The following is a 21,887-nucleotide window of genomic DNA, read 5'->3' as shown; positions in this document are numbered from 1 at the left end:
CGCTTCACCCGCCGGACCTCGTACCCGGCTTCTAGACACTCGTCTTACACGGATGTCTAGAGGCCGGGTACAGTGCTTTTCATGGGACACAAGGAAGATCTGCTGGAGGGCGCCAAGCGCTGCCTCCTGGAGAAGGGGTACGGGCGCACCACGGCCCGCGACATCGTCGCCGCCTCGGGCACCAACCTCGCCTCCATCGGCTACCACTACGGCTCCAAGGACGCCCTGCTCCAGCAGGCGTTCCTGGCGCTCACCGAGGAGTGGGGCCACCGGGTGGGCCCGGCCGAGGAGGCCGGAAAGGATCCTTCCCCCGACCCGTACCAGCGCTTCCGTGACGTCTGGGCGCAGCTCATCGCCAGCGCCGAGGCGAGCCGCCCGGTGTGGAAGCTGCAGACCGAGGTCGTCACCCGCATCGACGACGACGAGAAGCTGCGCGAGGCCATCAAGGAGCCCCAGCGCGAGGGCCGGCTCGGCATGGCGGAGGGCTTCCTCGGCATCGACCCGGCGGCCGAGCCCGAGAAGGCCCGGGTCGCCGGGCTGCTGGTGCAGGCCCTGGCCACCGGGGTGATGATCCAGTGGATGGTCGACCCGGAGACCGCGCCGAGCGCCGACGACCTGACCGAGGGCCTCAAGGTGCTGATGGGGGAGTAGGGGTGGTCACCGCGCCCGGTAGCGCTCCGCGAGCCGGGCCAGGGCGACCGCGCCGAGCAGCAGGCCGAAGTCGCGCAGGGCGACGTCGTAATACCCCGGAATGGTCAGCAGGTTGACGATGATGCCGGCCAGCCAGCCCGCCACGAGCCAGCCGCCGAACCGCGGGGCGAGCGCGACGACGACGCCCGCGACGATCTCGACGCCGCCCACCGCGTACATGGCCTGCTGCGCGGTGCCGGGCACGATGTCGTTGATCCACGGCGCGAGGTAGTGGGGCCAGTCGGTGAGCAGATTGGCGAACTTGTCCAGGCCGAAGAGGATCGGCGCCACCGTGAAGCCGGTCCGCAGGATCAGGAAGGCCTGGTAGCCGGGGTCGCGGAGGGCGGCCCGGCGCTGTTGCCGCGCGGGGGTGGTGGGTGCGGTGGTTGAGGACGACATGGCACACGCCTCTCGGGGTCCGCGCTGTCGATTTCTATCGACAACTCTCATTAACGATAGAAGCGCGGTCGCCCTCTTTAGTCAATGGCGATGGGTTTTACACTGGTGTTCGTGGAGCACTCGAAAGACGTATCGGCGGTTGCCGCACTCGACGAGCCGACCCGGCGCAGGCTCTACGACCACGTGGTCCGGCAGCCCGGACCGGTCAGCCGCGACGAGGCCGCCGAGGCCCTCGGGATCGCCCGGCAGACCGCGGCGTTCCATCTGGACCGGCTGTCCGACGAGTCCCTGCTCGACGTGGTCTACGAGCGCCGCACCGGCCGCACCGGCCCCGGCGCCGGCCGCCCGGCCAAGCTCTACCGGCGTTCCGCGCGGGAGGTCGCCGTCAGCCTGCCCGAGCGGCACTACGAACTCGCCGGCCGGCTGCTCGCCCAGGCCCTGGAGGAGTCCGAGGAGACCGGCGAGCCGGTCAGGGCCGTACTGCACCGCAGGGCGCACGCGCTCGGCGCCCGGCTCGCCGCGCGCGAACGCGCCGAGCTGTTCGCCTTCCTGGAGCGGTACGGGTTCGAGCCACGTCCCGACGGGCCCGGCGGGACCGCCCTCGTGCTCGGCAACTGCCCCTTCCACGCGCTCGCGCGCGAGCACACGGCGACCGTGTGCGGGATGAACCTGCACCTGGTGCGCGGGGTCCTGGAAGGGCTCGACGAGGAGGGGTACGAGGCCTGTCTCGCGCCCGGTGAGGGGCGCTGCTGCGTGCGCCTGGAGCCGGCGCCGCCCGCCTGACGGCCCCGGCGGCTACAGCCGCGCCGCCTTCAGCGCCATGTGCAGCAGCAGCCGGTCCTCGCCCTCGTCCAGGTCGAGGCCGGTGAGCTGTTCGACGCGGGAGAGGCGGTAGTAGAGGGTCTGGCGGTGGATGCCGAGGGCCGTCGCCGTGCGGCCCGCCTGGCCGGCGTGGTCGAGGAACACCTCGGCCGTGCGGGCCAGTTCGGCATGGGCCGGGGCGAGCAGGGCGCGCACCGCCGGGTCCGGTTCGGCGGGCGGGAGCGCGGTGAGCATCCGGTACGGGCCGAGCGCGGCCCACTCGGCCAGCGGGCCGAGGTGCGGCTGGGCGCTCGCGGCCCGCGCCGCCGACGCGGCCTCCCGCCAGGCGATGTCGAGGTCCGCGAGCCCGCGCCGCGGTGAGGCGATGCCGGCGACCCCGGCCGCCCCCGCCGTGGCCTGCAGCCGGCCGGCCGCCGTGGTGGCGGGCGACAGGTTGTCCCCCGAACGCAGCCGCACGAGCGCGGCGAGCGCCCGCGCCGCGCCGCCGCCCTCCGTGGACCCGGCCGGGGCGCCGGGCCCCGGGTCGCCCGCGAGCCCGCCGCCCGCGCCCGTACGGGCTCCCGCGCCGGAGGCCACCCGCGTGCCGCCGCCCGAGCCGGACCGTGCCCCCGCGCCCGTACGGGATGCCGCGCCCGAGCCTGCCCGCGCGCCGCCGCCCGAGCCGGGCCGCGCCCCCGCCCCCGTACGGGATGCCGCGCCCATGCCCGGCCCTGGCCCCGCGTCCCCCGTTCGCGGCCGGCTCCACGGCACCGTGCAGAGAGCCGCCGCGCCCGGCACCGTGCGTGGGGACGGGGAGTCCTCGTCCGGCCAGGGGGCCAGGCAGATCAGGGCGTGCAGGCCGTCGGCGTCCGGGCCGAGGGCGGTGCGGAGGGCGGCGACCGCCATGTCGTACTGCCAGCCGCGTTCCGCCGTCAGGGTGGCGCGCAGTTCGCGGGAGAGGTCGGCGCCGGCCCGTTCCTCGTCGGCGAGCAGGTCGCCGATCCGGGCGGCGACCTCCATGGCGGCGGTCAGCTGGGCGTGCGAGGGGCCCGGCTCGGCGTCGAGCAGCCACACGTAACCGAGGACCACGCCCCGATGGCGTACCGGCAGACAGATCCGGCCCCGGTTCACGCCCGCGTCGGGCGCGGCCGGGATGCGGACCGGGCCGGTCGCGCGGGTGATGCCGAAGCCCTCGAACCAGGCCCGGACCGCCGGGGTGGACTTCCGGGTCAGGATCGAGCGGGTGCGGACCGGGTCCATGGCGCTGTCGTCCTCGGAGTCGTGCGCGCCGAAGGCGATCAGCCCGAAGTCCCGGTTCTCCAGGGTCGCGGGGGCGCCGAGCAGCGTCGAGATCTCGTCCACCAGGTCCTGGTAATCGCCCTTCACGGCGCCCATTCTCGCACCGTTCGCCCGCGCCTTCAGACAGATGTCTGAGAGCGCGGCCACGGATGCGTGACAGCTGTAGATGGCGGACGATCGGAGCGATCCTTAGGTTTCACGGTGGTTCTTCGTGCTGTTCCCGGTTGGTCACGTCCATCCGGGTACGACACCTTTCCTCACCCTGCCCTCTGGAGGTGCCCCGTGCTGGGTCCCGTGATCCTCGCCGCGTCGCGCAGCGACAAGATGCGCCGTTTCGTGTCGGCCGCCCCCGGGACCAAGCAGGTCGTCGCCCGCTTCATCGCGGGCGAGACCGTCGGCGACGTCATCCCGATCGTGCAGGACCTGGCCGCCCGCGGCCTGGAGGTCACCCTCGACGTCGTCGGTGAGGACATCACCACCGTCGAGCAGTCCTACGCCGCCCGCGACGCCTACCTGGAGCTCATCGGCCGCCTCAAGGAGCTGGGCCTCGGCGCCCGCGCCGAGATGTCGGTGAAGCTCTCGATGTTCGGCCAGTCCCTGGAGAACGGCCACGAGCTGGCCCTCGCCAACGTGCGCCCGGTCGTCGCGGCCGCCGCCGAGATCGGCACCACGGTCACCCTGGACGCCGAGGACCACACCACCCTCGACTCGATGTTCGCCATCCACGAGGAGCTGCGGAAGGACTTCCCGCAGACCGGCTGCGTCATCCAGGCGTACCTCTTCCGCACCGAGGACGACGCCCGCCGCCTGGCCGCCAACGGCTCGCGCGTGCGCATCGTGAAGGGCGCCTACAAGGAGCCCGCGTCCGTCGCGATCCAGGACAAGCCCGAGATCGACAAGGCCTACGTCCGGATCATGAAGATCCTGATGGAGGGCGAGGGCTACCCGATGATCGGGTCCCACGACCCCCGGCTCATCTCCGTCGGCCAGGAGCTCGCCCGCCGCGCCGGGCGCAAGCTGGACGAGTACGAGTTCCAGATGCTGTACGGCATCCGCACCGAGGAGCAGAACCGGCTCGCGGCCGAGGGCCACCGGATGCGCGTCTACACCGCGTACGGCACCGACTGGTACGGCTACTTCATGCGCCGCCTGGCGGAGAAGCCGGCCAACCTCCTCTTCTTCGTCCGCTCCATCCTCACCAAGGGCTGAGCCCCACACCCCTCCGAAGGAGTTCCGAGACTCATGGACGCTGTGACCCAGGTCCCCACTCCCGTCAACGAGCCGGTGCACGGCTACGCCCCCGGCTCGCCCGAGCGCGCCCGCCTGGAGGCCAAGCTCAAGGAGCTGGCCGACAACCCGCGCGAGCTGCCGATGACCATCGGCGGCGTGAAGCGCATGGGCGGCGGCGAGCGCGTCGACGTCGTGCAGCCGCACAACCACAAGTCCGTCATCGGCACCTTCGCCGGCGCCACCCAGCAGGACGCCCAGGACGCCATCGACGCCGCCCTGGCCGCCGCCCCGGCCTGGCGCGCGATGTCCTTCGACGACCGCGCCGCGATCATCCTGCGCGCCGCCGAGCTGCTCGCCGGCCCGTGGCGCGAGACGCTGGCCGCCTCCACCATGCTCGGCCAGTCGAAGACCGCCCAGCAGGCCGAGATCGACACCCCCTGCGAGCTCGTCGACTTCTGGCGCTTCAACGTGGCCTACGCCCGCCAGATCCTCGCCGAGCAGCCGCCGGCGAACTCCCCGGGCGTGTGGAACCGTCTGGACCACCGCCCGCTCGAGGGCTTCGTCTACGCGATCACGCCGTTCAACTTCACGGCCATCGCCGGCAACCTGCCCACCGCCCCCGCCCTCATGGGCAACGTGGTGGTCTGGAAGCCGTCCCCGACCCAGACCCACTCCGCCGTGCTCCTCATGGAGCTCCTGGAGGAGGCCGGCCTGCCGAAGGGCGTCATCAACCTGGTGACCGGCGACGGCATCGCCGTCTCCGAGGTGGCCCTGAACCACCGCGACCTGGCCGGCATCCACTTCACCGGCTCGACCAGGACCTTCCAGCACCTGTGGAAGACGGTCGGCAACAACATCGAGAAGTACCGCTCCTACCCGCGGATCGTCGGCGAGACCGGCGGCAAGGACTTCGTCGTCGCCCACCCCAGCGCCGACCGCGCCGTCCTGAAGACCGCGCTGACCCGCGGCTCCTTCGAGTTCCAGGGCCAGAAGTGCTCCGCGTCCTCGCGTGCGTACATCCCGGCCTCCATCTGGAACGACGGCTTCAAGGAGGAGTTCGCGGCCGAGGTCGACGGCATCAAGATGGGTGACGTCACCGACCTGTCGAACTTCATCGGCGCCGTCATCGACGACCGTGCCTTCGCCAAGAACAAGGCCGCCATCGACCGCGCCAAGGCCGACGAGACCTGCACGATCGTCGCCGGTGGCACCTACGACGACTCCGAGGGCTACTTCGTCCGCCCGACGGTCATCGAGTGCACCGACCCGGAGAACGAGGTCTTCACGACCGAGTACTTCGGCCCGATCCTCGCCGTCCACGTGTACGAGGACGACAAGTACGACGAGATGCTGGCCCAGATGGAGTCCGTCTCCGACTACGCCCTCACCGGCTCGGTCATCTCGAACGACCGCGCCGCCGCCGCGTACACGATGGAGAAGCTGCGCTTCGCCGCGGGCAACTTCTACATCAACGACAAGTCGACCGGCGCCGTCGTCGGCCAGCAGCCCTTCGGCGGCGGCCGCGCCTCCGGCACCAACGACAAGGCCGGTGCCCCGCAGAACCTGATGCGCTGGACCCTGACCCGGGCCATCAAGGAGACGCTGGTCCCGCCGACCGAGTACGGCTACCCGCACATGGGCTGAGGCAGCCCCTCCCCCTAGTCACCGCCCCCTTCCTTGGTCCCCCAACCGAGGTCGGGGGCGGTTTCCATTCCGCCGTCCCGCGGCCGGGGAGACCGCCGGAGGAGACTGGGGGCATGACCCTCTGGACCGCCCCCACCCACGAGCTCGGCGCCGAGCGGCTCCGCGCCGTGCGCGAGATGCTGGACGACGCCTTCGACGGGGAGTTCTCCGACGAGGACTGGGACCACGCGCTCGGCGGCCTCCACGCCTGGACGGAGGACGAGTGGGGCGTCGCCGCGCACGGCAGCCTGGTGATGCGGCGCGTGCTGCACCACGGGCGCTCGTACCGCGTCGGGTACGTCGAGGCCGTGGCCGTACGGGCCGAGCTGCGGCGGCAGGGCCTCGGCGGGCGGATCATGGGCGAGCTGGAGCGCGCGATCGACGGGGCCTACGCCTTCGGGGCGCTGTCCGCGTCGGAGGGCGGGGCCGGGCTCTACCGGGGGCGCGGATGGCGGCTGTGGCGCGGGCGGATCGAGACGCTGAGCCCGGCGGGGATCGTGCGGCTGCCGGACGAGGAGGACTCGACGTATCTGTGGCCGGCGGCCGGGCGCCCGTTGCCGGACCCGGCCGAGCCGCTGGTCTTCGACTGGCGGGACGGGGACGTGATGTGAATCCCCGTGAGGTGCTCCGTCAGTCCTTCCCGGTGGCGGTACGGGCGCCCGCGACCTTGCCCCGCCTCGTCTCCAGGTTCGCCGTGTACACCGCCGACAGCGCGCTGCCGACCGCGACCAGGATCGCGAACCCGGGCAGGCCGAGCGACAGGTACGCGGCGCCGCACGCCAGCGCCCACACAGTGAGCAGCGCCTTGGCGCGGCGGCTCAGGAACCAGACCTTCTCCGGCGCCGCCGGCGGCGCGTCCAGAGTGCCGGCCGGTCCCGCGGTCGCCGCCTTGGGGCGCTTGAAGTAGCCGTACACCAGCCACTCGCCGCACAGCTCCCAGCCCTCCGGGTCCAGCTCGGCGAGCACCTTCGCGCGGCGCCGGCCGGCGATCACCTCGCGGCGGTACTCCCAGGCGAGCGCGACCCCGGGCGCCCGGCGGCACACGAAGCGGCCGAGCGAGTCCAGGTGCTCCACCTCCCAGCCCTGGTCGCCGTGGACCGCGAGCATCCGCCGGTCGTTGAAGAGGTCCGCCGTCCAGGTCCAGTGCTCCGCCGCCCGGTCCGGCTCGCCGGGCGCCGGGGCGAGCCCGCCGAGCGAGGCCGCGAACAGCGCGGCCGGGCCGAACTCCTCCTCCGGGGCCGTGCCCGACTCGGCGAGGTGGGCGCGCAGTTCGTCGACGGTCCGCGCGAGCTGCTCCTCGGGGACGCCGGTCGTGCGCAGCGCCTCCGCGAGTTCGGTGAAGTAGGCGTCGGTGTTCATGCGTTTCCCCCCGCTTGCAGCTTGCCTCGTACGGCCCGGTGAAACTCCGTCCAGGCCGCGCTCTCGGCCGCCAGATGCGTACGCCCCCGCTCGGTGAGCCGGTAGTAGCGCCGCCCCGGTCCGCGCTCGGCGGCCCGGAACTCGGCCTCCACCAGGCCCGCCTCCTCCAGGCGGTTCAGTACGGGATACAGCGTCCCGCCCTTGATCTCGCCCAGGCCCGCCTCGGCGAGCGACTTGGCGATCTCGTACCCGTAACTCTCGCCGGCGGTCAGGCAGGAGAGGACGAGCAGGTCGAGGACTCCCTTGAGCCAGCTGGATCTGCGGTCTGCGGCCATGACGGCATTCCATCACTACCTAGGTAGGAAAGCAATCTAGCTAGCTCTCCAGTCCCTCCTGGGCGACCAGCATCTTCCCGGTGTTCTCGCCGCGCAGCATGCCCAGGAACGCCGTCACGATGTGCTCGAAGCCCTCCACCACCGTGACGTCCGGCTCGAGGCGCCCGCTGCGCAGGTGCTCCACCGCGAAGTCGTACAGCTCCTCCTGCGCGTCCATGTGGTTGCGCACCAGGAAGCCCTCCAGGCGGCCGCTCTTCTCCACCAGGTCGAACAGGTTGCGCGGGGCGGGCGGGGGAGTGGCGAGGGAGTGGTACTGGGCGACCGCGCCGACCCAGGCGATCCGCCCGTGGTCGCGCAGCGATCCGATCGCGGCCTCCAGATGGTCGCCGCCGACCCCGTCGAGGACGGTGTCGACGCCGCCCGGGGCGGCCTTGGTGAGCAGTTCGGCGACCGGGCCGTCGTGGTAGTCGAAGGCCGCGTCGAAGCCGATGCGCCCGGTGAGGTGGGCGACCTTGCGCGCCGAGCCCGCGCTGCCGACGATCCGGCCGGCGCCGAGCAGCCGGGCGAAGCGGCCGGCCGCCGTGCCGACCCCGCCCGCGGCCGCCGACACGAACAGGTCCTCGCCGGGCTGGAGCCGGGCGATCCGGGTCAGGCCCACGTACGCCGAGAGCCCGGTGCCGCCGAGGATGCTGAGGTGCGCGGCGAGCGGCACCCCGGGGCCGAAGTCGGGGACCGGGCGGACCTCGGCGCGGGCGACCACGGAGTGGGTGCGCCAGCCCTTGCGGTGCAGGACCAGGTCGCCGGGGCGCAGCGCCGGGTCGCGGGAGTCGAGCACCCGGCCGAGCGTCCGGCCCTCCATGGGTGAGCCGAGCGTCCAGAGGAAGTCGCCGTCCATGGCCTCGCGGTGGTAGGGGTCCACGGACCAGAGCAGGTTCTCGACCAGGGCGGTGCCGGGTTCGGGGGCGGGGAGCGGGGACTCGGTGAAGGAGAAGAGCCCGGGGGTGGGGAAGCCGTCGGGGCGGGCGGTCTGCCGGACGGTGATCATGGTCTCGTTCGTCATGCGGAAGACCGTAGGAAGGAATCCGGCGGCCGGGCAGGAGGTAGCGTCGATGGCTGCCCCCGTTCCATGAATCCCGCTCATACGACGAGGTGAGAGCCCTGATGGCGACCGAACCCCTGCCCGCCGTGGGTGAACTGCGGATCCTGCTGGCCGTGGCGCGCGAGGGCGGCTTCTCGGCCGCCGCGACGGCGCTCGGCATGACCCAGTCGGCCGTCTCCCACTCCGTGCGCACGAGCGAGCGCAAGCTCGGGGCGGTCCTCTTCGAGCGGGGCCGGAAGGGTGCGACGCCCACGGCGGCGGGGGAGGTGGCGCTCGGTCATGCCCGGCGGGTGCTGCGGCTGTTGGAGGTGATGGGCGCCGAGGTGCGGGGCGCGGCCGGGGGCGCCGGCGGAGCCGGAACCCTCTCCGGTCCACTGCGGATCGCCGCCTTCCGCAGCGCCGCCCTGCATCTGCTGCCGCCGGCCCTGGAGCGGCTCACGGCCCGGCACCCGGGGATCGCGCCCGAGGTCCGGATCGTGCGGGAGGTGGGGCGCGGCACGGCCGGCGAGGTGCTCGACGGGCGGGCGGACCTCGGCATCGCGACGATCGGCACCACGTCGCCCGTACCGCCGGAGCTGATCGGAGGCGTGCTCCTGGAGGAGGGATACGCGCTGGTGCATCCGGCCGGGCATCCGGCGCCGCGCTCGCTGCCGTTGGTCGACTGGGTGGAGAACTGCACCTCGTACACCAGGGAGTGGTGGGCCGCACAGGAGTGGCTGCCGCCGGCGACCGTGGAGGCGGAGGACGACGGAGCGGTGCTCTCGATGGTGAGCACCGGTTTCGGCATGGCCGTGATGCCGGAACTGTCCCTGATCGGAGCACCGTCCTCGGTCGAGATCACCGATCTCGGAACGGAGCGCCCGACCCGCTCGGTCGGCTATGTCACCACCCCTGAGCTGGGCGGATCCCTCGCCGTGCGGGCGCTGATCCGGGAGTTGCGGGCGCAGTCCGGGCGCCGGGCGGGCTGACCGCCGTCTCAGATAGTAGGAAGTCCGAGTAATTGTGGAGACAGAAGCAGCCCGCTGTCCTAGCTTTGTAGAAGCCGAACGTCCCGCTCCATCGAGCGCAGGGCGGTCGAGAGCGCGACGCCCCCGAGCAGGCAACCCCTGCGGCGGCGCTCCCCGCCCCTTCCGGCGCCTTCGATCACCACGCCCCTCCGTACCCGCACGTCCGGAGAACTGATCTCAAGGAGTCGATCCCTCATGGCCGCTCAGACCGCCCGCCGCGTCCGCCACTCCGCCGCCCGTCCCTCCGACGAGGCCCGCCAGAACGCCGCCGCCGCCCTCCAGCGCGCCCTCGACCGCCGTGACAACGGCGGCTCCACCGGTCACTGATCCGCAGGAACGTCCGTCCCTCCGTGACTGCTGTCCGTTCGTCCACATGGTGGACGGAACGTGTCAGACGATGGGACGAAGAGTAGGGTGCCGACATGTCTCACAGCATCAATCTCGCAGTCATCCCCGGCGACGGAATCGGCCAGGAGGTCGTGGCCCAGGGCCTCAAGGTCCTCGCGGCCGTCCTTCCCGAGGATGTGAAGCTGGAGACGAAGGAGTACGACTTCGGCGCCCAGCGCTACCACGCCACCGGTGAGACCCTCACCGACGCCGACCTCGACGCCCTCAAGCAGCACGACGCGATCCTGCTCGGCGCGATCGGCGACCCGTCCGTCCCGTCCGGCGTCCTGGAGCGCGGTTTCCTCCTGAAGCTGCGCTTCGCCTTCGACCACCACGTCAACCTGCGCCCCTCGAAACTGCTCCCCGGTGTCGCCACCCCGCTCGCCGGCCAGCCCGAGATCGACTTCGTCGTCGTCCGCGAGGGCACCGAGGGTCCGTACACCGGCAACGGCGGCACCATCCGCAAGGGCACCGAGCACGAGGTCGCCACCGAGGTGTCCGTGAACACGGCGTACGGTGTCGAGCGCGTGGTCCGGGACGCCTTCGCCCGCGCCCAGGCCCGCCCCCGCAAGAAGCTGACGCTGGTCCACAAGAACAACGTGCTGACCTTCGCGGGCCACCTGTGGACGAACATCTTCAACAAGGTCGCGGCCGAGTTCCCCGAGGTCACGACCGACTACCTGCACGTCGACGCCGCGACGATCTTCCTCGTCACCGACCCGGCCCGGTTCGACGTCATCGTCACCGACAACCTCTTCGGCGACATCATCACCGACCTCGCCGCGGCCGTCTCCGGCGGCATCGGCGTCGCCGCCTCGGGCAACATCAACCCGAGCGGCGAGTTCCCCTCCATGTTCGAGCCGGTCCACGGATCCGCGCCGGACATCGCCGGCCAGGGCAAGGCCGACCCGACGGCCACCGTGCTCTCGGTCGCCCTGCTGCTGCGCCACCTCGGCCACGAGGCCGAGGCCGCCCGGATCGAGGAGGCCGTCGCCGCCGACCTCACCGAGCGCGGTGACAGGGTCCGTACGACGGACGAGATCGGCGACGCGCTCGCGGTACGCGTAGCGAGCTGACCCGACGCTGACATCCACCCAGCCGCCGGGTCGCACACCAGCACCCGGCGGCTGTTCCTGTGCGGTCGCCCGGTGCCACCATCGAATCCTCGGACCGCGCGCGCGTCTCCGCGCGTCTACGCGTACCCACCCGTTTCGTGCCGCGGCACCGCGCGCGATAATCGGACGTGGGCCGCGGCATGCGGGAAAGCTCGGACGTCCTAGCAGTGACCTGTGTGACTGCGGAGCGGCGTGAGCGCGGTCCGACCCACACAACCGGTGAAGGACAAGCACTCATGACGACGCCCACCATCGAGCTCAAGCCCTCCTCCAGCCCGCTGTCCGACGCGGAGCGCGAGGCGATCCTGGCCAACCCGGGGTTCGGCCGCCACTTCACCGACCACATGGTCACCGTCCGCTGGACCGAGGGCCGCGGCTGGCACGACGGCCAGCTCGTGCCGTACGGCCCGCTCTCCCTCGACCCGGCGACGAACGTCCTGCACTACGCCCAGGAGATCTTCGAGGGCCTGAAGGCGTACCGCCGCCCCGACGGCTCCGTCGCCACCTTCCGCCCCGACGCCAACGCCCGCCGCTTCCAGTCGTCCGCGCGCCGGCTCGCGATGCCGGAGCTGCCGGTCGAGACCTTCATCGAGGCCTGTGACGTGCTGGTCCAGCAGGACAAGGCGTGGGTTCCCGAGCACGGCGGCGAGTCGTCCCTCTACCTGCGCCCGTTCATGATCGCGACCGAGGTCGGCCTGGGCGTCCGGCCGGCCAACGAGTACCTGTTCGTGGTCATCGCCTCCCCGGCCGCCGCGTACTTCCCGGGTGGCGTCAAGCCCGTCTCCATCTGGGCCTCCGAGGACCGCGTCCGCGCCGTCCCCGGCGGCATGGGCGACGCCAAGACCGGTGGCAACTACGCGGCCTCCCTGCTCGCGCAGGCCGAGGCGGCGGAGAAGGGCTGCGACCAGGTCTGCTACCTCGACGCGGTCGAGCACAAGTGGGTCGAGGAGCTCGGCGGCATGAACCTGTACTTCGTGTACGGGAACGAGAACAAGATCGTCACGCCGACCCTCTCCGGCTCCATCCTGGAGGGCGTCACCCGCGACTCGCTCCTGCAGGTCGCCAACGACCTCGGCTACGAGTCCGTGGAGGCGCGCGTCTCCATCGACCAGTGGCAGGAGGACACCGCGAACGGCACCCTCACCGAGGTCTTCGCCTGCGGCACCGCCGCCGTCATCACCCCGGTCGGCACGGTCAAGTCCGCCCGCGGCGACTGGCAGCACTCGGGCGGCGTGCCCGGCGAGGTCACGATGAAGCTGCGCGAGGCCCTGCTCGCCATCCAGACCGGGAAGTCCGAGGACGTCCACGGCTGGATGCACGAGCTGGGCAAGTAGGCCTCGCAGGCGGTCAGTCCACCAGGGCGCCCGGGACGGTCTCCGTCCCGGGCGCTTCCACGTCCGCGGCCGGAGCGTCCGCGGCCTTCGCCGCCCCCGGCGTCAGGGCCGTGTACAGCAGGCCGCCGACGATCCCCGAGAACACGAAGCTGCAGTCGATCCCGCCGGTCAGGGAGAGCAGCGGGCCCTCGTAGAGCGGGGTCGACACCGCGGTCAGGCCGACCGCGGCGCCGATCGCCCAGGCGACCGTGGCGCGCGGGTGCCAGCCCGCCTTGAACCAGTAGATGCCGCCGCGCGAGCGCTGGTTGAAGACCTGGAGCGCCTCGGCGTCGTACTCGCCGCGACATCGCCGGTGCCCGATCAGCGTGATGACCGCCCACGGCGTGCCGATGGCGGTCAGGAGCAGGACGAAGGACGTCATCGCGGTCTGCGCGTCCGAGGCGAAGTGGCCGAGGAAGACGAAGGCGGTGGACACGGCCGCGACGACCTGGGTGGCGCGGGCGCGGGTGGCCTTCGGCAGGATCGCGTCGAGGTCCAGACCCATGGAGTAGAGCATCAGTCCGGCGTTGCCGACCGAGCCGGCGGTCGCGGCGAGCAGCAGCGGGACCAGGTACCAGACGGGCGAGGCCGCGACGAGCGGTCCGGCGTAGTCGGTGCCGCCGCGGGCGGCCAGCGCGGTGAACGTACCGAAGAGCTGCGGCACGAGCAGGCCGATGACCAGGCCGGTACAGGTGGCGCGCCAGACCTTCTTCGGGCTGTGCTTCGCCGGCGAGATGTAGCGGGTGTAGTCGCCGAGCAGGGTGATGAAGGCGACCGGGCCGCTGAGTCCGGCGGCGACCGCGGAGAGCAGCCAGGTCGGCCAGAAGGAGCCGAGCAGGTACGGGGTGTGCGGCACGGCCGCGGTGGTGAAGTCACCGGCGTACGCGACGAGTCCGATGGCGAGCAGGATGGTCATGCCGATCGCGAGGGCCTGGCTCAGCCTGAGCAGCAGCCGGTAGCCGTAGACCGCGCCGACGACGGTGAGGGCGGCGAGGAGCGCGTAGACGGCGGCGTGCGTGGCGCCGCCGGTGGGCAGGCCGATCAGGCGTTCCAGGGTGCCGACCATCACGTCGCCGCCGATCCACAGGGTCAGCGCGGTGTAGCCGAGCGAGAGCAGCAGACCGACCACCGAGCCGACCAGGCGGCCGCGGACGCCGAAGAAGGCGCCGGAGGAGGTGGAGAGGTTGGTGGCGGTGCGGAGCGAGACCAGCGCGAGCGGGGCGGTGACGGCCACGCCGACGAGGGTGCCGGTGGCGATCGAGGTCACCGACGCCCACCAGCCGAGACCGAAGGAGACCGGCAGCCAGCCGAAGACGATCACGCCGAGGCAGAGATTGGAGCCCAGCAGGATCGAGACGAGGTCGCGGGGGCCGCTGGTGCGTTCCGCCTCGGGGATGGTGTCGACTCCGCGCTGTTCTATCGCCATGGGAACTCCGGGAGGGGGTGGGGGAGGAGGGTGGGGCGTGGGGGGATTTCTGCGGGCCGGTTTTAGAGCGGCGCTCTATCAGGCTCAGTGGCCCAATGTGAACCACGGTTATTGGTCACGTCAATGCTTGGAAGATGCCGTCTCAACATTTAGAGTGTTGCTCAAAGTCGTTCCATCGGCTCGATTCGATCAGGAGGTGCACGGCGTGCGACTGACCCCCACGGAACGCGACCGGCTGCTGCTCTTCGGCGCCGCCGAGCTCGCTCGCGCCCGCCGGGCCCGTGGCCTGAAGCTCAACGTTCCCGAGGCCACCGCGCTCATCGCGGACACTGTCTGCGAGGCGGCCCGGGACGGCCGGCGGCTCGCCGAGGCCATCGAGGCGGCCCGCTCCGTCCTCGGCCCCGACGACGTCCTGCCCGGAGTGGCCGACGTGGTCACCGAGGTCCACGTCGAGGCCGTCTTCGACGACGGCTCCCGGCTCGCCGTGGTCTCCGACCCCATCGGCGGGGGCTCGCTCGGAGAGGGCGCGCCCGGCGCGCTGCTCCCGGGGCCCGCGTACGAGGAGACCGAGCCGGCCCTCCGGCTGACCGTGCGCAACACGGCCGACGTGCCGGTGAGCGTGACCTCGCACTTCCACTTCTTCGAGGCCAACCCGCGGCTCCACTTCGACCGCGCCGCCGCCTACGGGATGCGGCTCGCCGCCCCGGCCGGCTCGTCGACCCGCTTCGACCCGGGCGGCGAGGCCGAGGTCGGGCTCGTGCCGATCGGCGGCGCCCGCGTGGCCATCGGCTTCGCCGGTCTCGTCGACGGCCCGCTCGACGCTCCCGGCGCGAAGGAGGAGGCCCTGCGCAGGGCCGCTGCCTGCGGATATCTCGGTGCGGGCGAAACCCTCGACCACCTGTCCTCCGCCCCGTTCGAGTCCCCGAAGGAGGACAGCTGATGGACCCCTACGAGTACGCCTCCGTGCACGGCCCCCGGGCCGGCGACCGCGTCGTCCTGGGCGACTCCGGCCTCGTCGTACGCGTCGAGTCCGACTCGCAGAAGCCGGGCGACGAGTTCCTCGCCGGCTTCGGCAAGACCGCCCGCGACGGCCTCCACCTGAAGGCCGCGGCCGTCCGCGAGACCTGCGACGTCGTGATCAGCAACGTGCTGCTCATCGACGCCGTGCAGGGCATCCGCAAGGTGTCCATCGGCATCCGCGAGGGCCGCATCCACGCCATCGGGCGGGCCGGCAACCCGGACACCCTCGACGGCGTCGACGTCGTCGTCGGCACCGGCACCTCGATCGTCTCCGGCGAGGGCCTGATCGCCACCGCCGGCGCCGTCGACACCCATGTGCACCTGCTCTCCCCCCGGATCATGGAGGCCTCGCTCGCCAGCGGCGTCACCACGATCATCGGCCAGGAGTTCGGCCCCGTGTGGGGCGTCGGCGTCAACTCGCCGTGGGCCCTGCGCCACGCCTTCAGCGCCTTCGACGCCTGGCCGGTCAACATCGGCTTCCTGGCCCGCGGCTCCTCCTCGGACCCGGCGCCGCTCGTCGAGGCGCTCGCCGAGGGCGGGGCCTCCGGCTTCAAGGTGCACGAGGACATGGGCGCCCACACCCGGGCCCTGGACACCGCGCTGCGCGTCGCCGAGGAACACGACGTCCAGGTCGCCCTGCACAGCGACGGCCTCAACGAGTGCCTGTCGGTCGAGGACACCCTGCGCGTCCTGGAAGGCCGGACGATCCACGCCTTCCACATCGAGGGCTGCGGCGGCGGGCACGTACCGAACGTGCTGAAGATGGCGGGCGTGCCGAACGTCATCGGCTCCTCCACCAACCCGACGCTCCCCTTCGGCCGTGACGCCGTCGCCGAGCACTACGGGATGATCGTCTCCGTCCACGACCTCAAGACCGACCTGCCCGGCGACGCCGCCATGGCGCGCGACCGGATCCGGGCCGGGACGATGGGCGCGGAGGACGTCCTGCACGACCTCGGCGCGATCGGCATCACCTCGTCCGACGCCCAGGGCATGGGCCGCGCGGGCGAGACCGTCCGCCGGACCTTCGCCATGGCCGGCAAGATGAAGGCCGAGCTGGGCCCGCTGGAGGGCGACGGCGCGCACGACGACAACGCGCGCGTGCTGCGCTACATGGCCAAGCTCACCATCAACCCGGCCATCGCCCACGGCCTCGCGCACGAGATCGGCTCGGTCGAGGTCGGCAAGATGGCCGACATCGTGCTGTGGCGGCCGGAGTACTTCGGCGCGAAGCCGCAGCTGGTCATCAAGAACGGCTTCCCCGCCTGGGGCGTGACCGGCGACCCCAACGCCGCCACCGACACCTGCGAGCCGCTCGTCCTCGGCCCGCTGTTCGGCGCGCACGGCGCCGCGCCCGCCGACCTCGCCGTCGCCTTCGTCGCGCAGGCCGCCGTCGACCTCGGGACGGACGCGCTGCCGACCCGCCGGCGCCGCGTCCCCGTGCGCGGCACCCGCGGCATCGGCCCCGCCGACCTGCTCCGCAACTCGCGCGTCGGCGACGTCCAGGTCGACGGCCACACCGGCCTCGTCTCGCTGGACGGCTCGCCGATCCGCTCGGAGGCGGCCGAGTCCGTCTCGCTCAACCGCCTCTACTTCCTCTGACCCGCTTAGGACCTGTTGATGAACTACCGCATGCCCGCCGAGTGGACGCCGCACGAGCGCACCTGGATGGCCTGGCCCAGCCCCAACCCGACCTTCACCAACGAAGAGGAGCTGGCCGAGGCCCGCGCCGCCTGGGCGAGCGTGGCCCGCGCCGTGCGCCGCTTCGAGCCGGTGACGATGGTCGTCGCGCCCGGCGACGGCGACTCCGCCCGCGCGCTGCTCGGCGACGACGTGGAGCTGCTCGAGCGGGAACTGGACGACGCCTGGATGCGCGACATCGGCCCCACCTTCGTCAAGGACGAGCAGGGCCGGCTGGCCGCCGTGGACTGGGTCTTCAACGGCTGGGGCGCGCAGGACTGGGCCCGCTGGGAGCACGACTCCAAGATCGCCCGCCATGTCGCGGACGCGGCCGGCGTACCGGTGGTGAGCAGCGCCCTGGTGAACGAGGGCGGCGCCATCCACGTCGACGGCGAGGGCACCGTGCTCCTCACCGACACCGTCCAGCTGGGCGCGGGCCGCAACCCCGAGTGGAACCGCCAGGACGTCGAGGCCGAGATCCACGCGAAGCTCGGCACGACGAAGGCCATCTGGCTGCCGCACGGCCTGGCCGGCGACTACGGCCTCTTCGGCACCCAGGGCCACGTCGACATCGTCGCCGCCTTCGCCCGCCCCGGCACCGTCCTGGTCCACAGCCAGCAGAACCCCCAGCACCCCGACTACGAGCGCTCCCGCCTCTACGTCAACCTCCTCCGCGGCCAGACCGACGCCCAGGGCCGCCCGCTGGAGGTCATCGAGGTCCCGGCCCCGACCGTCCTCAAGGACGAGGAGGGCGACTGGGTCGACTACTCCTACATCAACCACTACCTCTGCAACGGCGGCGTGGTCCTCTGCGCCTTCGACGACCCGCACGACGAGCTCGCGGCCGAGATCTTCCGCCGCCTCTTCCCGGAGCGCGAGGTCGTACTCGTCGACGCCCGCCCGATCTTCGCGGGCGGCGGCGGCATCCACTGCATCACCCAGCAGCAGCCGGCGGTCTGAGACCGCCGGCAGGCACGGACCCGGCGGCCGGATCCTCCCGGCCGCCGCATCCTGTAGAACGTACGAGTGAGTCAGAGCAGCCCGCCCCACCCCGGCCCCGCCCCCCATCCCCGACGGCGCAACCAGGCCGCGCCGCCGCGGGAGGACGTGCTCGCGGCGGCGATGGACACCATCGCCGAGCGCGGGCTCGACGGGCTGACCATGGCCGGGCTCGGGCGGCAGGTGGGGATGAGCAGCGGGCACCTGCTCTATTACTTCCGCACCAAGGACGAGCTGCTGCTGCAGACCCTGGAGTGGAGCGAGGGGCGGCTCGGCGCCGAGCGCGGTGCGCTGCTCGCGAAGCCGGGTACGGCGCGGGAGCGGCTCGACGGGTACGTGGACGTGTACGTGCCGGACGGGCCGCGCGATCCGCACTGGACGCTGTGGCTGGAGGTCTGGAACCGCTCGCAGAACGCCGACGCGGACGCCCGCGCCCGGCAGGCCGCCATCGAGGGGGCCTGGCACCGCGACCTGGTCGCGATCCTCGCCGAGGGCGTGTCGCGCGGCGAGTTCCGGCCGGTCGACCCGGACCGCTTCGCGCACCGGATGCGGGCGCTGCTCGACGGGTTCAGCGTGCACGTCGCCGTCGGCATCCCCGGCACCGGGCGGGATCAAGTCCGCGCCCACGTACGGGAGTTCATCGCCGAAACCCTGCTTCCGTGACCGTTAGGCACGCAAGTACTCCCGATCGTTGCCCCGTGCGGCCTTGTTGAGCCGGGCTCACCTCCGGCACGGTTCCTGCCCATGGGACGAGAGCACTGGAAGAAGATCTGGGTCGGGTCCGCCGGCAACATGGTCGAGTGGTTCGACTGGTTCGTGTACGCGAGCTTCGCGACCTACTTCGCGGGGGCGTTCTTCCCCGAGGGCGACGACACCGCCAAGCTCATGAACACCGCCGGCATCTTCGCCGTCGGCTTCTTCATGCGCCCGGTCGGCGGCTGGCTGCTCGGCCGGGTCGGTGACCGCAAGGGCCGCAAGGCGGCCCTCACCCTGACCGTCACGCTGATGTCGGCCTCGGCGGTCCTCATCGCCGTCGCGCCCACGTACGCCGTCGCCGGCTACGGCGGCGCCGCGGTGCTGCTGGTCGCCCGGCTGCTCCAGGGGCTCTCCGTCGGCGGCGAGTACGCGGCCAGCGCCACGTACCTCACCGAGGCGTCCGCGCCCGACCGGCGCGGCTTCGCCTCCAGCTTCCAGTACGTGTCGATGACGGCCGGCCAGATCATCGGCCTGGGCCTGCAGATCGTCCTGCAGCGGACCATGTCCGCCGAGGCCCTGCACAGCTGGGGCTGGCGCATCCCGTTCGTCATCGGCGCCCTCGGCGCGGCCGTCGTCTTCTACCTGCGGCGCACCATGCTGGAGACCGAGGTGTACGAGGAGACCGCCGACGACGGCGTCGGCAGCCGCGCCAAGGGCACCCTCAAGGCCCTCTGGGCGCACCGGCGCGAGGCCCTCCTCGTCATGGCGCTCACCATGGGCGGCACGGTGGCCTACTACACGTACACCACCTACCTCACCAAGTACCTCTCCAACTCCGCCGGACTGCCCAAGCAGACGGCCACCCTGGTCTCCTTCTGCGCCCTGATCGTCTTCGCGTGCCTGCAGCCGCTCGCCGGCCGCCTCTCCGACCGCATCGGGCGCCGCCCGCTCCTCATCACCTTCGCGGTCGGCTCCACCCTCCTCACCGTGCCGATCATGACGCTCCTGAAGCACGCGGGCTCCTTCTGGCCGGCCCTCGGCCTCTCCCTCCTCGCGCTCCTCGTCGTCACCGGCTACACCTCCATCAACGCCTGCGTGAAGGCCGAGCTCTTCCCGACCGGCGTCCGAGCCCTCGGCGTCGCCCTGCCGTACGCCCTCGCCAACGCCCTCTTCGGCGGCACCGCCGAATACGTGGCGCTGTGGTTCAAGAACGCGGGGATCGAGTCCGGCTACTACTGGTACGTCGCCGGCTGCGCGGCCGTCTCCCTGATCGTGTACGTGACGATGCGCGAGACCCGCGACATCGACCTGGCCCGGGTGGGCACCGCGGCGCCGGCGAAGTCCTCCCGCGCGCCCGCCGCCGTCGATTCCGCATCGTGAGATTCGTGTCCGACGCCGCGCGCGGGTGTGGCAAACTGCCGACGTGCTTGCTACCACGATGATTATCGGCAGCAGCGCGCCGGTCCGCAGTGACCGCTGAACCGTGGGACTCCACCCCCACGGCAGCGGCCACCGTGCCCCAGACCCGCGCGCAGACCTCTCGCACCCGCGAGGGGTTTTTTCGTTTTCCGGCCCCACCACCGCCGGAAACGGACCGCGCGTGAGAATGGGGGCAAGTGGATCCAGACATTCCGGAGCCACATCCGACAGGAGCCATCACGTCATGACCACGGAGAACGGCGAGAGCTCGCGCCCCGACGACAGCTTCCACGTCTTCGACACCACGCTGCGCGACGGCGCCCAGCGTGAAGGAATCAACCTCACCGTCGCCGACAAGCTGACCATCGCGCGACACCTCGACGACTTCGGCGTCGGCTTCATCGAGGGCGGCTGGCCCGGAGCCAACCCGCGCGACACCGAGTTCTTCGCCCGCGCCCAGCAGGAGATCCGGTTCAGGAACGCGCAGCTCGTCGCCTTCGGCGCGACCCGCCGGGCCGGTGCCAGGGCCGCCGACGACCCGCAGGTCAAGGCGCTGCTCGACTCCGGCGCCCCGGTCATCACCCTCGTCGCCAAGTCGCACGACCGGCACGTCGAGCTGGCCCTGCGCACCACCCTCGACGAGAACCTGGAGATGGTCCGCGACACCGTCTCCTACCTGCGCTCCCAGGGCCGCCGCGTGTTCGTCGACTGCGAGCACTTCTTCGACGGCTACAAGGCCAACCCCGGCTACGCCAAGGCCGTCGTCAGCGCCGCGCACGAGGCCGGCGCCGACGTCGTCGTCCTCTGCGACACCAACGGCGGCATGCTGCCCGCCCAGGTCCAGGCCGTCGTCGCCACCGTCCTCGCCGACACCGGCGCCCGCCTCGGCATCCACGCCCAGGACGACACCGGCTGCGCCGTCGCCAACACCCTCGCCGCCGTCGACGCCGGCGCCACCCACGTCCAGTGCACCGCGAACGGCTACGGCGAGCGGGTCGGCAACGCCAACCTCTTCCCCGTGGTCGCGGCCCTGGAGCTCAAGTACGACAAGCGGGTGCTGCCCGCGGGCGCGCTCGCCGAGACGACCCGGATCTCCCACGCCATCGCCGAGGTCGTCAACCTCACCCCGTCCACCCACCAGCCGTACGTCGGCGTCTCCGCGTTCGCGCACAAGGCGGGCCTGCACGCCTCCGCGATCAAGGTGGACCCGGACCTCTACCAGCACATCGACCCCGAGCTGGTCGGCAACACCATGCGGATGCTCGTCTCCGACATGGCCGGCCGCGCCTCCATCGAGCTCAAGGGCAAGGAGCTCGGCGTCGACCTCGGCGACGACCGCGCCCTGGTCGCCCGGGTCGTCGAGCGGGTCAAGGAGCGCGAGCTCCAGGGCTACACCTACGAGGCCGCCGACGCCTCCTTCGAGCTGCTGCTGCGCGAGGAGGCCGAGGGCCGGCCGCGGCGCTACTTCCGTACGGAGTCCTGGCGCGCGATCGTCGAGGACCGCCCGGACGGCACCCACGCCAACGAAGCCACCGTGAAGCTGTGGTCCAAGGGCGAGCGGATCGTCGCCACCGCCGAGGGCAACGGCCCCGTCAACGCCCTCGACCGGGCCCTGCGGGTCGCCCTGGAGCGGATCTACCCGCAGCTCGCCAAGTTCGAGCTGACCGACTACAAGGTCCGCATCCTCGAGGGCCGCCACGGCACCGAGTCCACCACCCGCGTCCTGGTCACCACGAGCGACGGCAACGCCGAGTGGTCCACGGTCGGCGTCGGCACGAACGTCATCGCCGCCTCCTGGCAGGCCATCGAGGACGCCTTCACCTACGGGCTGCTGCGGGCGGGCGTCGACCCGGCGGAGTGACCGCGCGTC

Annotated in this window: 21 protein-coding genes; 15 read left to right on the top strand and 6 right to left on the bottom strand. The window is 72.1% G+C overall.

All coding sequences use genetic code 11. From position 1 onward, the window contains the following. The first annotated feature begins 81 nt into the window (after positions 1–81). Complete coding sequence (locus ACIRSU_RS14095) at positions 82–651, top strand: TetR/AcrR family transcriptional regulator (RefSeq protein ID WP_403791811.1); 570 nt, start codon at positions 82–84, stop codon at positions 649–651. 6 nt (positions 652–657) lie between these two features. Here the strand turns inward: ACIRSU_RS14095 and ACIRSU_RS14090 are convergent, their stop codons facing one another. Next, a complete protein-coding gene (locus tag ACIRSU_RS14090; RefSeq protein ID WP_403791809.1) occupies positions 658–1,089 on the bottom strand; it encodes a hypothetical protein in 432 nt (143 codons plus the stop codon). 84 nt (positions 1,090–1,173) lie between these two features. Between ACIRSU_RS14090 and ACIRSU_RS14085 the strand changes: the two genes are divergently transcribed. Continuing rightward, positions 1,174–1,872 (top strand): helix-turn-helix transcriptional regulator, encoded by a 699-nt coding sequence (locus tag ACIRSU_RS14085; protein ID WP_403791807.1) that lies wholly within the window; start codon positions 1,174–1,176, stop codon positions 1,870–1,872. A gap of 12 nt (positions 1,873–1,884) precedes the next feature. Here the strand turns inward: ACIRSU_RS14085 and ACIRSU_RS14080 are convergent, their stop codons facing one another. Beyond that, positions 1,885–3,276, bottom strand: a complete 1,392-nt coding sequence (locus ACIRSU_RS14080; protein WP_403791805.1) for a PucR family transcriptional regulator — start codon at positions 3,274–3,276, stop codon at positions 1,885–1,887. Between the two features lie 195 nt (positions 3,277–3,471). Here ACIRSU_RS14080 and ACIRSU_RS14075 point away from each other — a divergent pair, with 195 nt between their 5' ends. The 3 genes from ACIRSU_RS14075 (at position 3,472) to ACIRSU_RS14065 (ending at position 6,713) form a co-directional block, all read left to right on the top strand. Then, positions 3,472–4,398, top strand: coding sequence for a proline dehydrogenase family protein (locus ACIRSU_RS14075; RefSeq protein WP_403791803.1), 927 nt, complete (start codon positions 3,472–3,474; stop codon positions 4,396–4,398). Between the two features lie 33 nt (positions 4,399–4,431). Then, positions 4,432–6,063 (top strand): L-glutamate gamma-semialdehyde dehydrogenase, encoded by a 1,632-nt coding sequence (gene pruA, locus ACIRSU_RS14070; protein ID WP_403791802.1) that lies wholly within the window; start codon positions 4,432–4,434, stop codon positions 6,061–6,063. 113 nt (positions 6,064–6,176) lie between these two features. Next, positions 6,177–6,713 (top strand): GNAT family N-acetyltransferase, encoded by a 537-nt coding sequence (locus ACIRSU_RS14065; RefSeq protein ID WP_403791800.1) that lies wholly within the window; start codon positions 6,177–6,179, stop codon positions 6,711–6,713. 19 nt (positions 6,714–6,732) lie between these two features. On the opposite strand, the gene ACIRSU_RS14060 is transcribed toward ACIRSU_RS14065, so the two are convergent. Genes ACIRSU_RS14060 through ACIRSU_RS14050 form a run of 3 tightly spaced genes read right to left on the bottom strand, consistent with a single transcriptional unit; the run spans position 6,733 to position 8,856 of the window. Continuing rightward, complete coding sequence (locus tag ACIRSU_RS14060; RefSeq protein ID WP_403791799.1) at positions 6,733–7,461, bottom strand: hypothetical protein; 729 nt, start codon at positions 7,459–7,461, stop codon at positions 6,733–6,735. Then, positions 7,458–7,796, bottom strand: coding sequence for a PadR family transcriptional regulator (locus ACIRSU_RS14055; RefSeq protein WP_403791797.1), 339 nt, complete (start codon positions 7,794–7,796; stop codon positions 7,458–7,460). The genes ACIRSU_RS14060 and ACIRSU_RS14055 overlap by 4 nt, the downstream gene beginning before the upstream one ends. 40 nt (positions 7,797–7,836) lie before the next feature. Continuing rightward, positions 7,837–8,856 (bottom strand): zinc-binding dehydrogenase, encoded by a 1,020-nt coding sequence (locus ACIRSU_RS14050; RefSeq protein ID WP_403791795.1) that lies wholly within the window; start codon positions 8,854–8,856, stop codon positions 7,837–7,839. Between the two features lie 101 nt (positions 8,857–8,957). On the opposite strand from ACIRSU_RS14050, the gene ACIRSU_RS14045 reads away from it, so the two are divergent. The 4 genes from ACIRSU_RS14045 to ACIRSU_RS14030 all read left to right on the top strand — a co-directional run bounded on the left by ACIRSU_RS14045 (position 8,958) and on the right by ACIRSU_RS14030 (position 12,738). Next, positions 8,958–9,863 (top strand): LysR family transcriptional regulator, encoded by a 906-nt coding sequence (locus ACIRSU_RS14045; protein WP_403791793.1) that lies wholly within the window; start codon positions 8,958–8,960, stop codon positions 9,861–9,863. Between the two features lie 234 nt (positions 9,864–10,097). Beyond that, positions 10,098–10,229, top strand: coding sequence for a hypothetical protein (locus ACIRSU_RS14040; RefSeq protein WP_361396577.1), 132 nt, complete (start codon positions 10,098–10,100; stop codon positions 10,227–10,229). Positions 10,230–10,324: 95 nt separating this feature from the next. Then, positions 10,325–11,365, top strand: a complete 1,041-nt coding sequence (locus ACIRSU_RS14035) for a 3-isopropylmalate dehydrogenase (RefSeq protein WP_403791791.1) — start codon at positions 10,325–10,327, stop codon at positions 11,363–11,365. A gap of 275 nt (positions 11,366–11,640) precedes the next feature. Beyond that, positions 11,641–12,738, top strand: coding sequence for a branched-chain amino acid aminotransferase (locus ACIRSU_RS14030; RefSeq protein ID WP_403791790.1), 1,098 nt, complete (start codon positions 11,641–11,643; stop codon positions 12,736–12,738). A gap of 13 nt (positions 12,739–12,751) precedes the next feature. Here the strand turns inward: ACIRSU_RS14030 and ACIRSU_RS14025 are convergent, their stop codons facing one another. Next, complete coding sequence (locus ACIRSU_RS14025; protein ID WP_403791788.1) at positions 12,752–14,203, bottom strand: cytosine permease; 1,452 nt, start codon at positions 14,201–14,203, stop codon at positions 12,752–12,754. A 205-nt stretch (positions 14,204–14,408) separates the two neighbouring features. On the opposite strand from ACIRSU_RS14025, the gene ureA reads away from it, so the two are divergent. The 6 genes from ureA to cimA all read left to right on the top strand — a co-directional run bounded on the left by ureA (position 14,409) and on the right by cimA (position 21,878). Beyond that, positions 14,409–15,143: an urease subunit gamma gene (gene ureA / locus ACIRSU_RS14020; RefSeq protein WP_403791786.1), complete on the top strand. Its 735-nt coding sequence runs from the start codon at positions 14,409–14,411 to the stop codon at positions 15,141–15,143. Continuing rightward, the gene (locus ACIRSU_RS14015) at positions 15,143–16,825 is read left to right on the top strand and encodes an urease subunit alpha (RefSeq protein WP_403791784.1); all 1,683 of its coding nucleotides are present in this window, start codon (positions 15,143–15,145) and stop codon (positions 16,823–16,825) included. The genes ureA and ACIRSU_RS14015 overlap by 1 nt, the downstream gene beginning before the upstream one ends. Before the next feature lie 18 nt (positions 16,826–16,843). Further along, positions 16,844–17,863, top strand: coding sequence for an agmatine/peptidylarginine deiminase (locus ACIRSU_RS14010; protein WP_403791782.1), 1,020 nt, complete (start codon positions 16,844–16,846; stop codon positions 17,861–17,863). 162 nt (positions 17,864–18,025) lie between these two features. After that, positions 18,026–18,565 (top strand): TetR/AcrR family transcriptional regulator, encoded by a 540-nt coding sequence (locus ACIRSU_RS14005; RefSeq protein ID WP_403792555.1) that lies wholly within the window; start codon positions 18,026–18,028, stop codon positions 18,563–18,565. Between the two features lie 81 nt (positions 18,566–18,646). Next, complete coding sequence (locus ACIRSU_RS14000) at positions 18,647–19,978, top strand: MFS transporter (protein WP_403791780.1); 1,332 nt, start codon at positions 18,647–18,649, stop codon at positions 19,976–19,978. Between the two features lie 283 nt (positions 19,979–20,261). Further along, the gene (gene cimA / locus ACIRSU_RS13995) at positions 20,262–21,878 is read left to right on the top strand and encodes a citramalate synthase (RefSeq protein ID WP_403791779.1); all 1,617 of its coding nucleotides are present in this window, start codon (positions 20,262–20,264) and stop codon (positions 21,876–21,878) included. The last annotated feature ends 9 nt before the right edge of the window (positions 21,879–21,887 follow it).

The organism is Streptomyces sp. NPDC101160 (assembly GCF_044768205.1).
GTDB lineage: Bacteria > Actinomycetota > Actinomycetes > Streptomycetales > Streptomycetaceae > Streptomyces.
The sequence above is the reverse complement of the archived record's forward strand: the minus strand, read 5'-3'. Positions and strand labels throughout refer to the sequence as shown.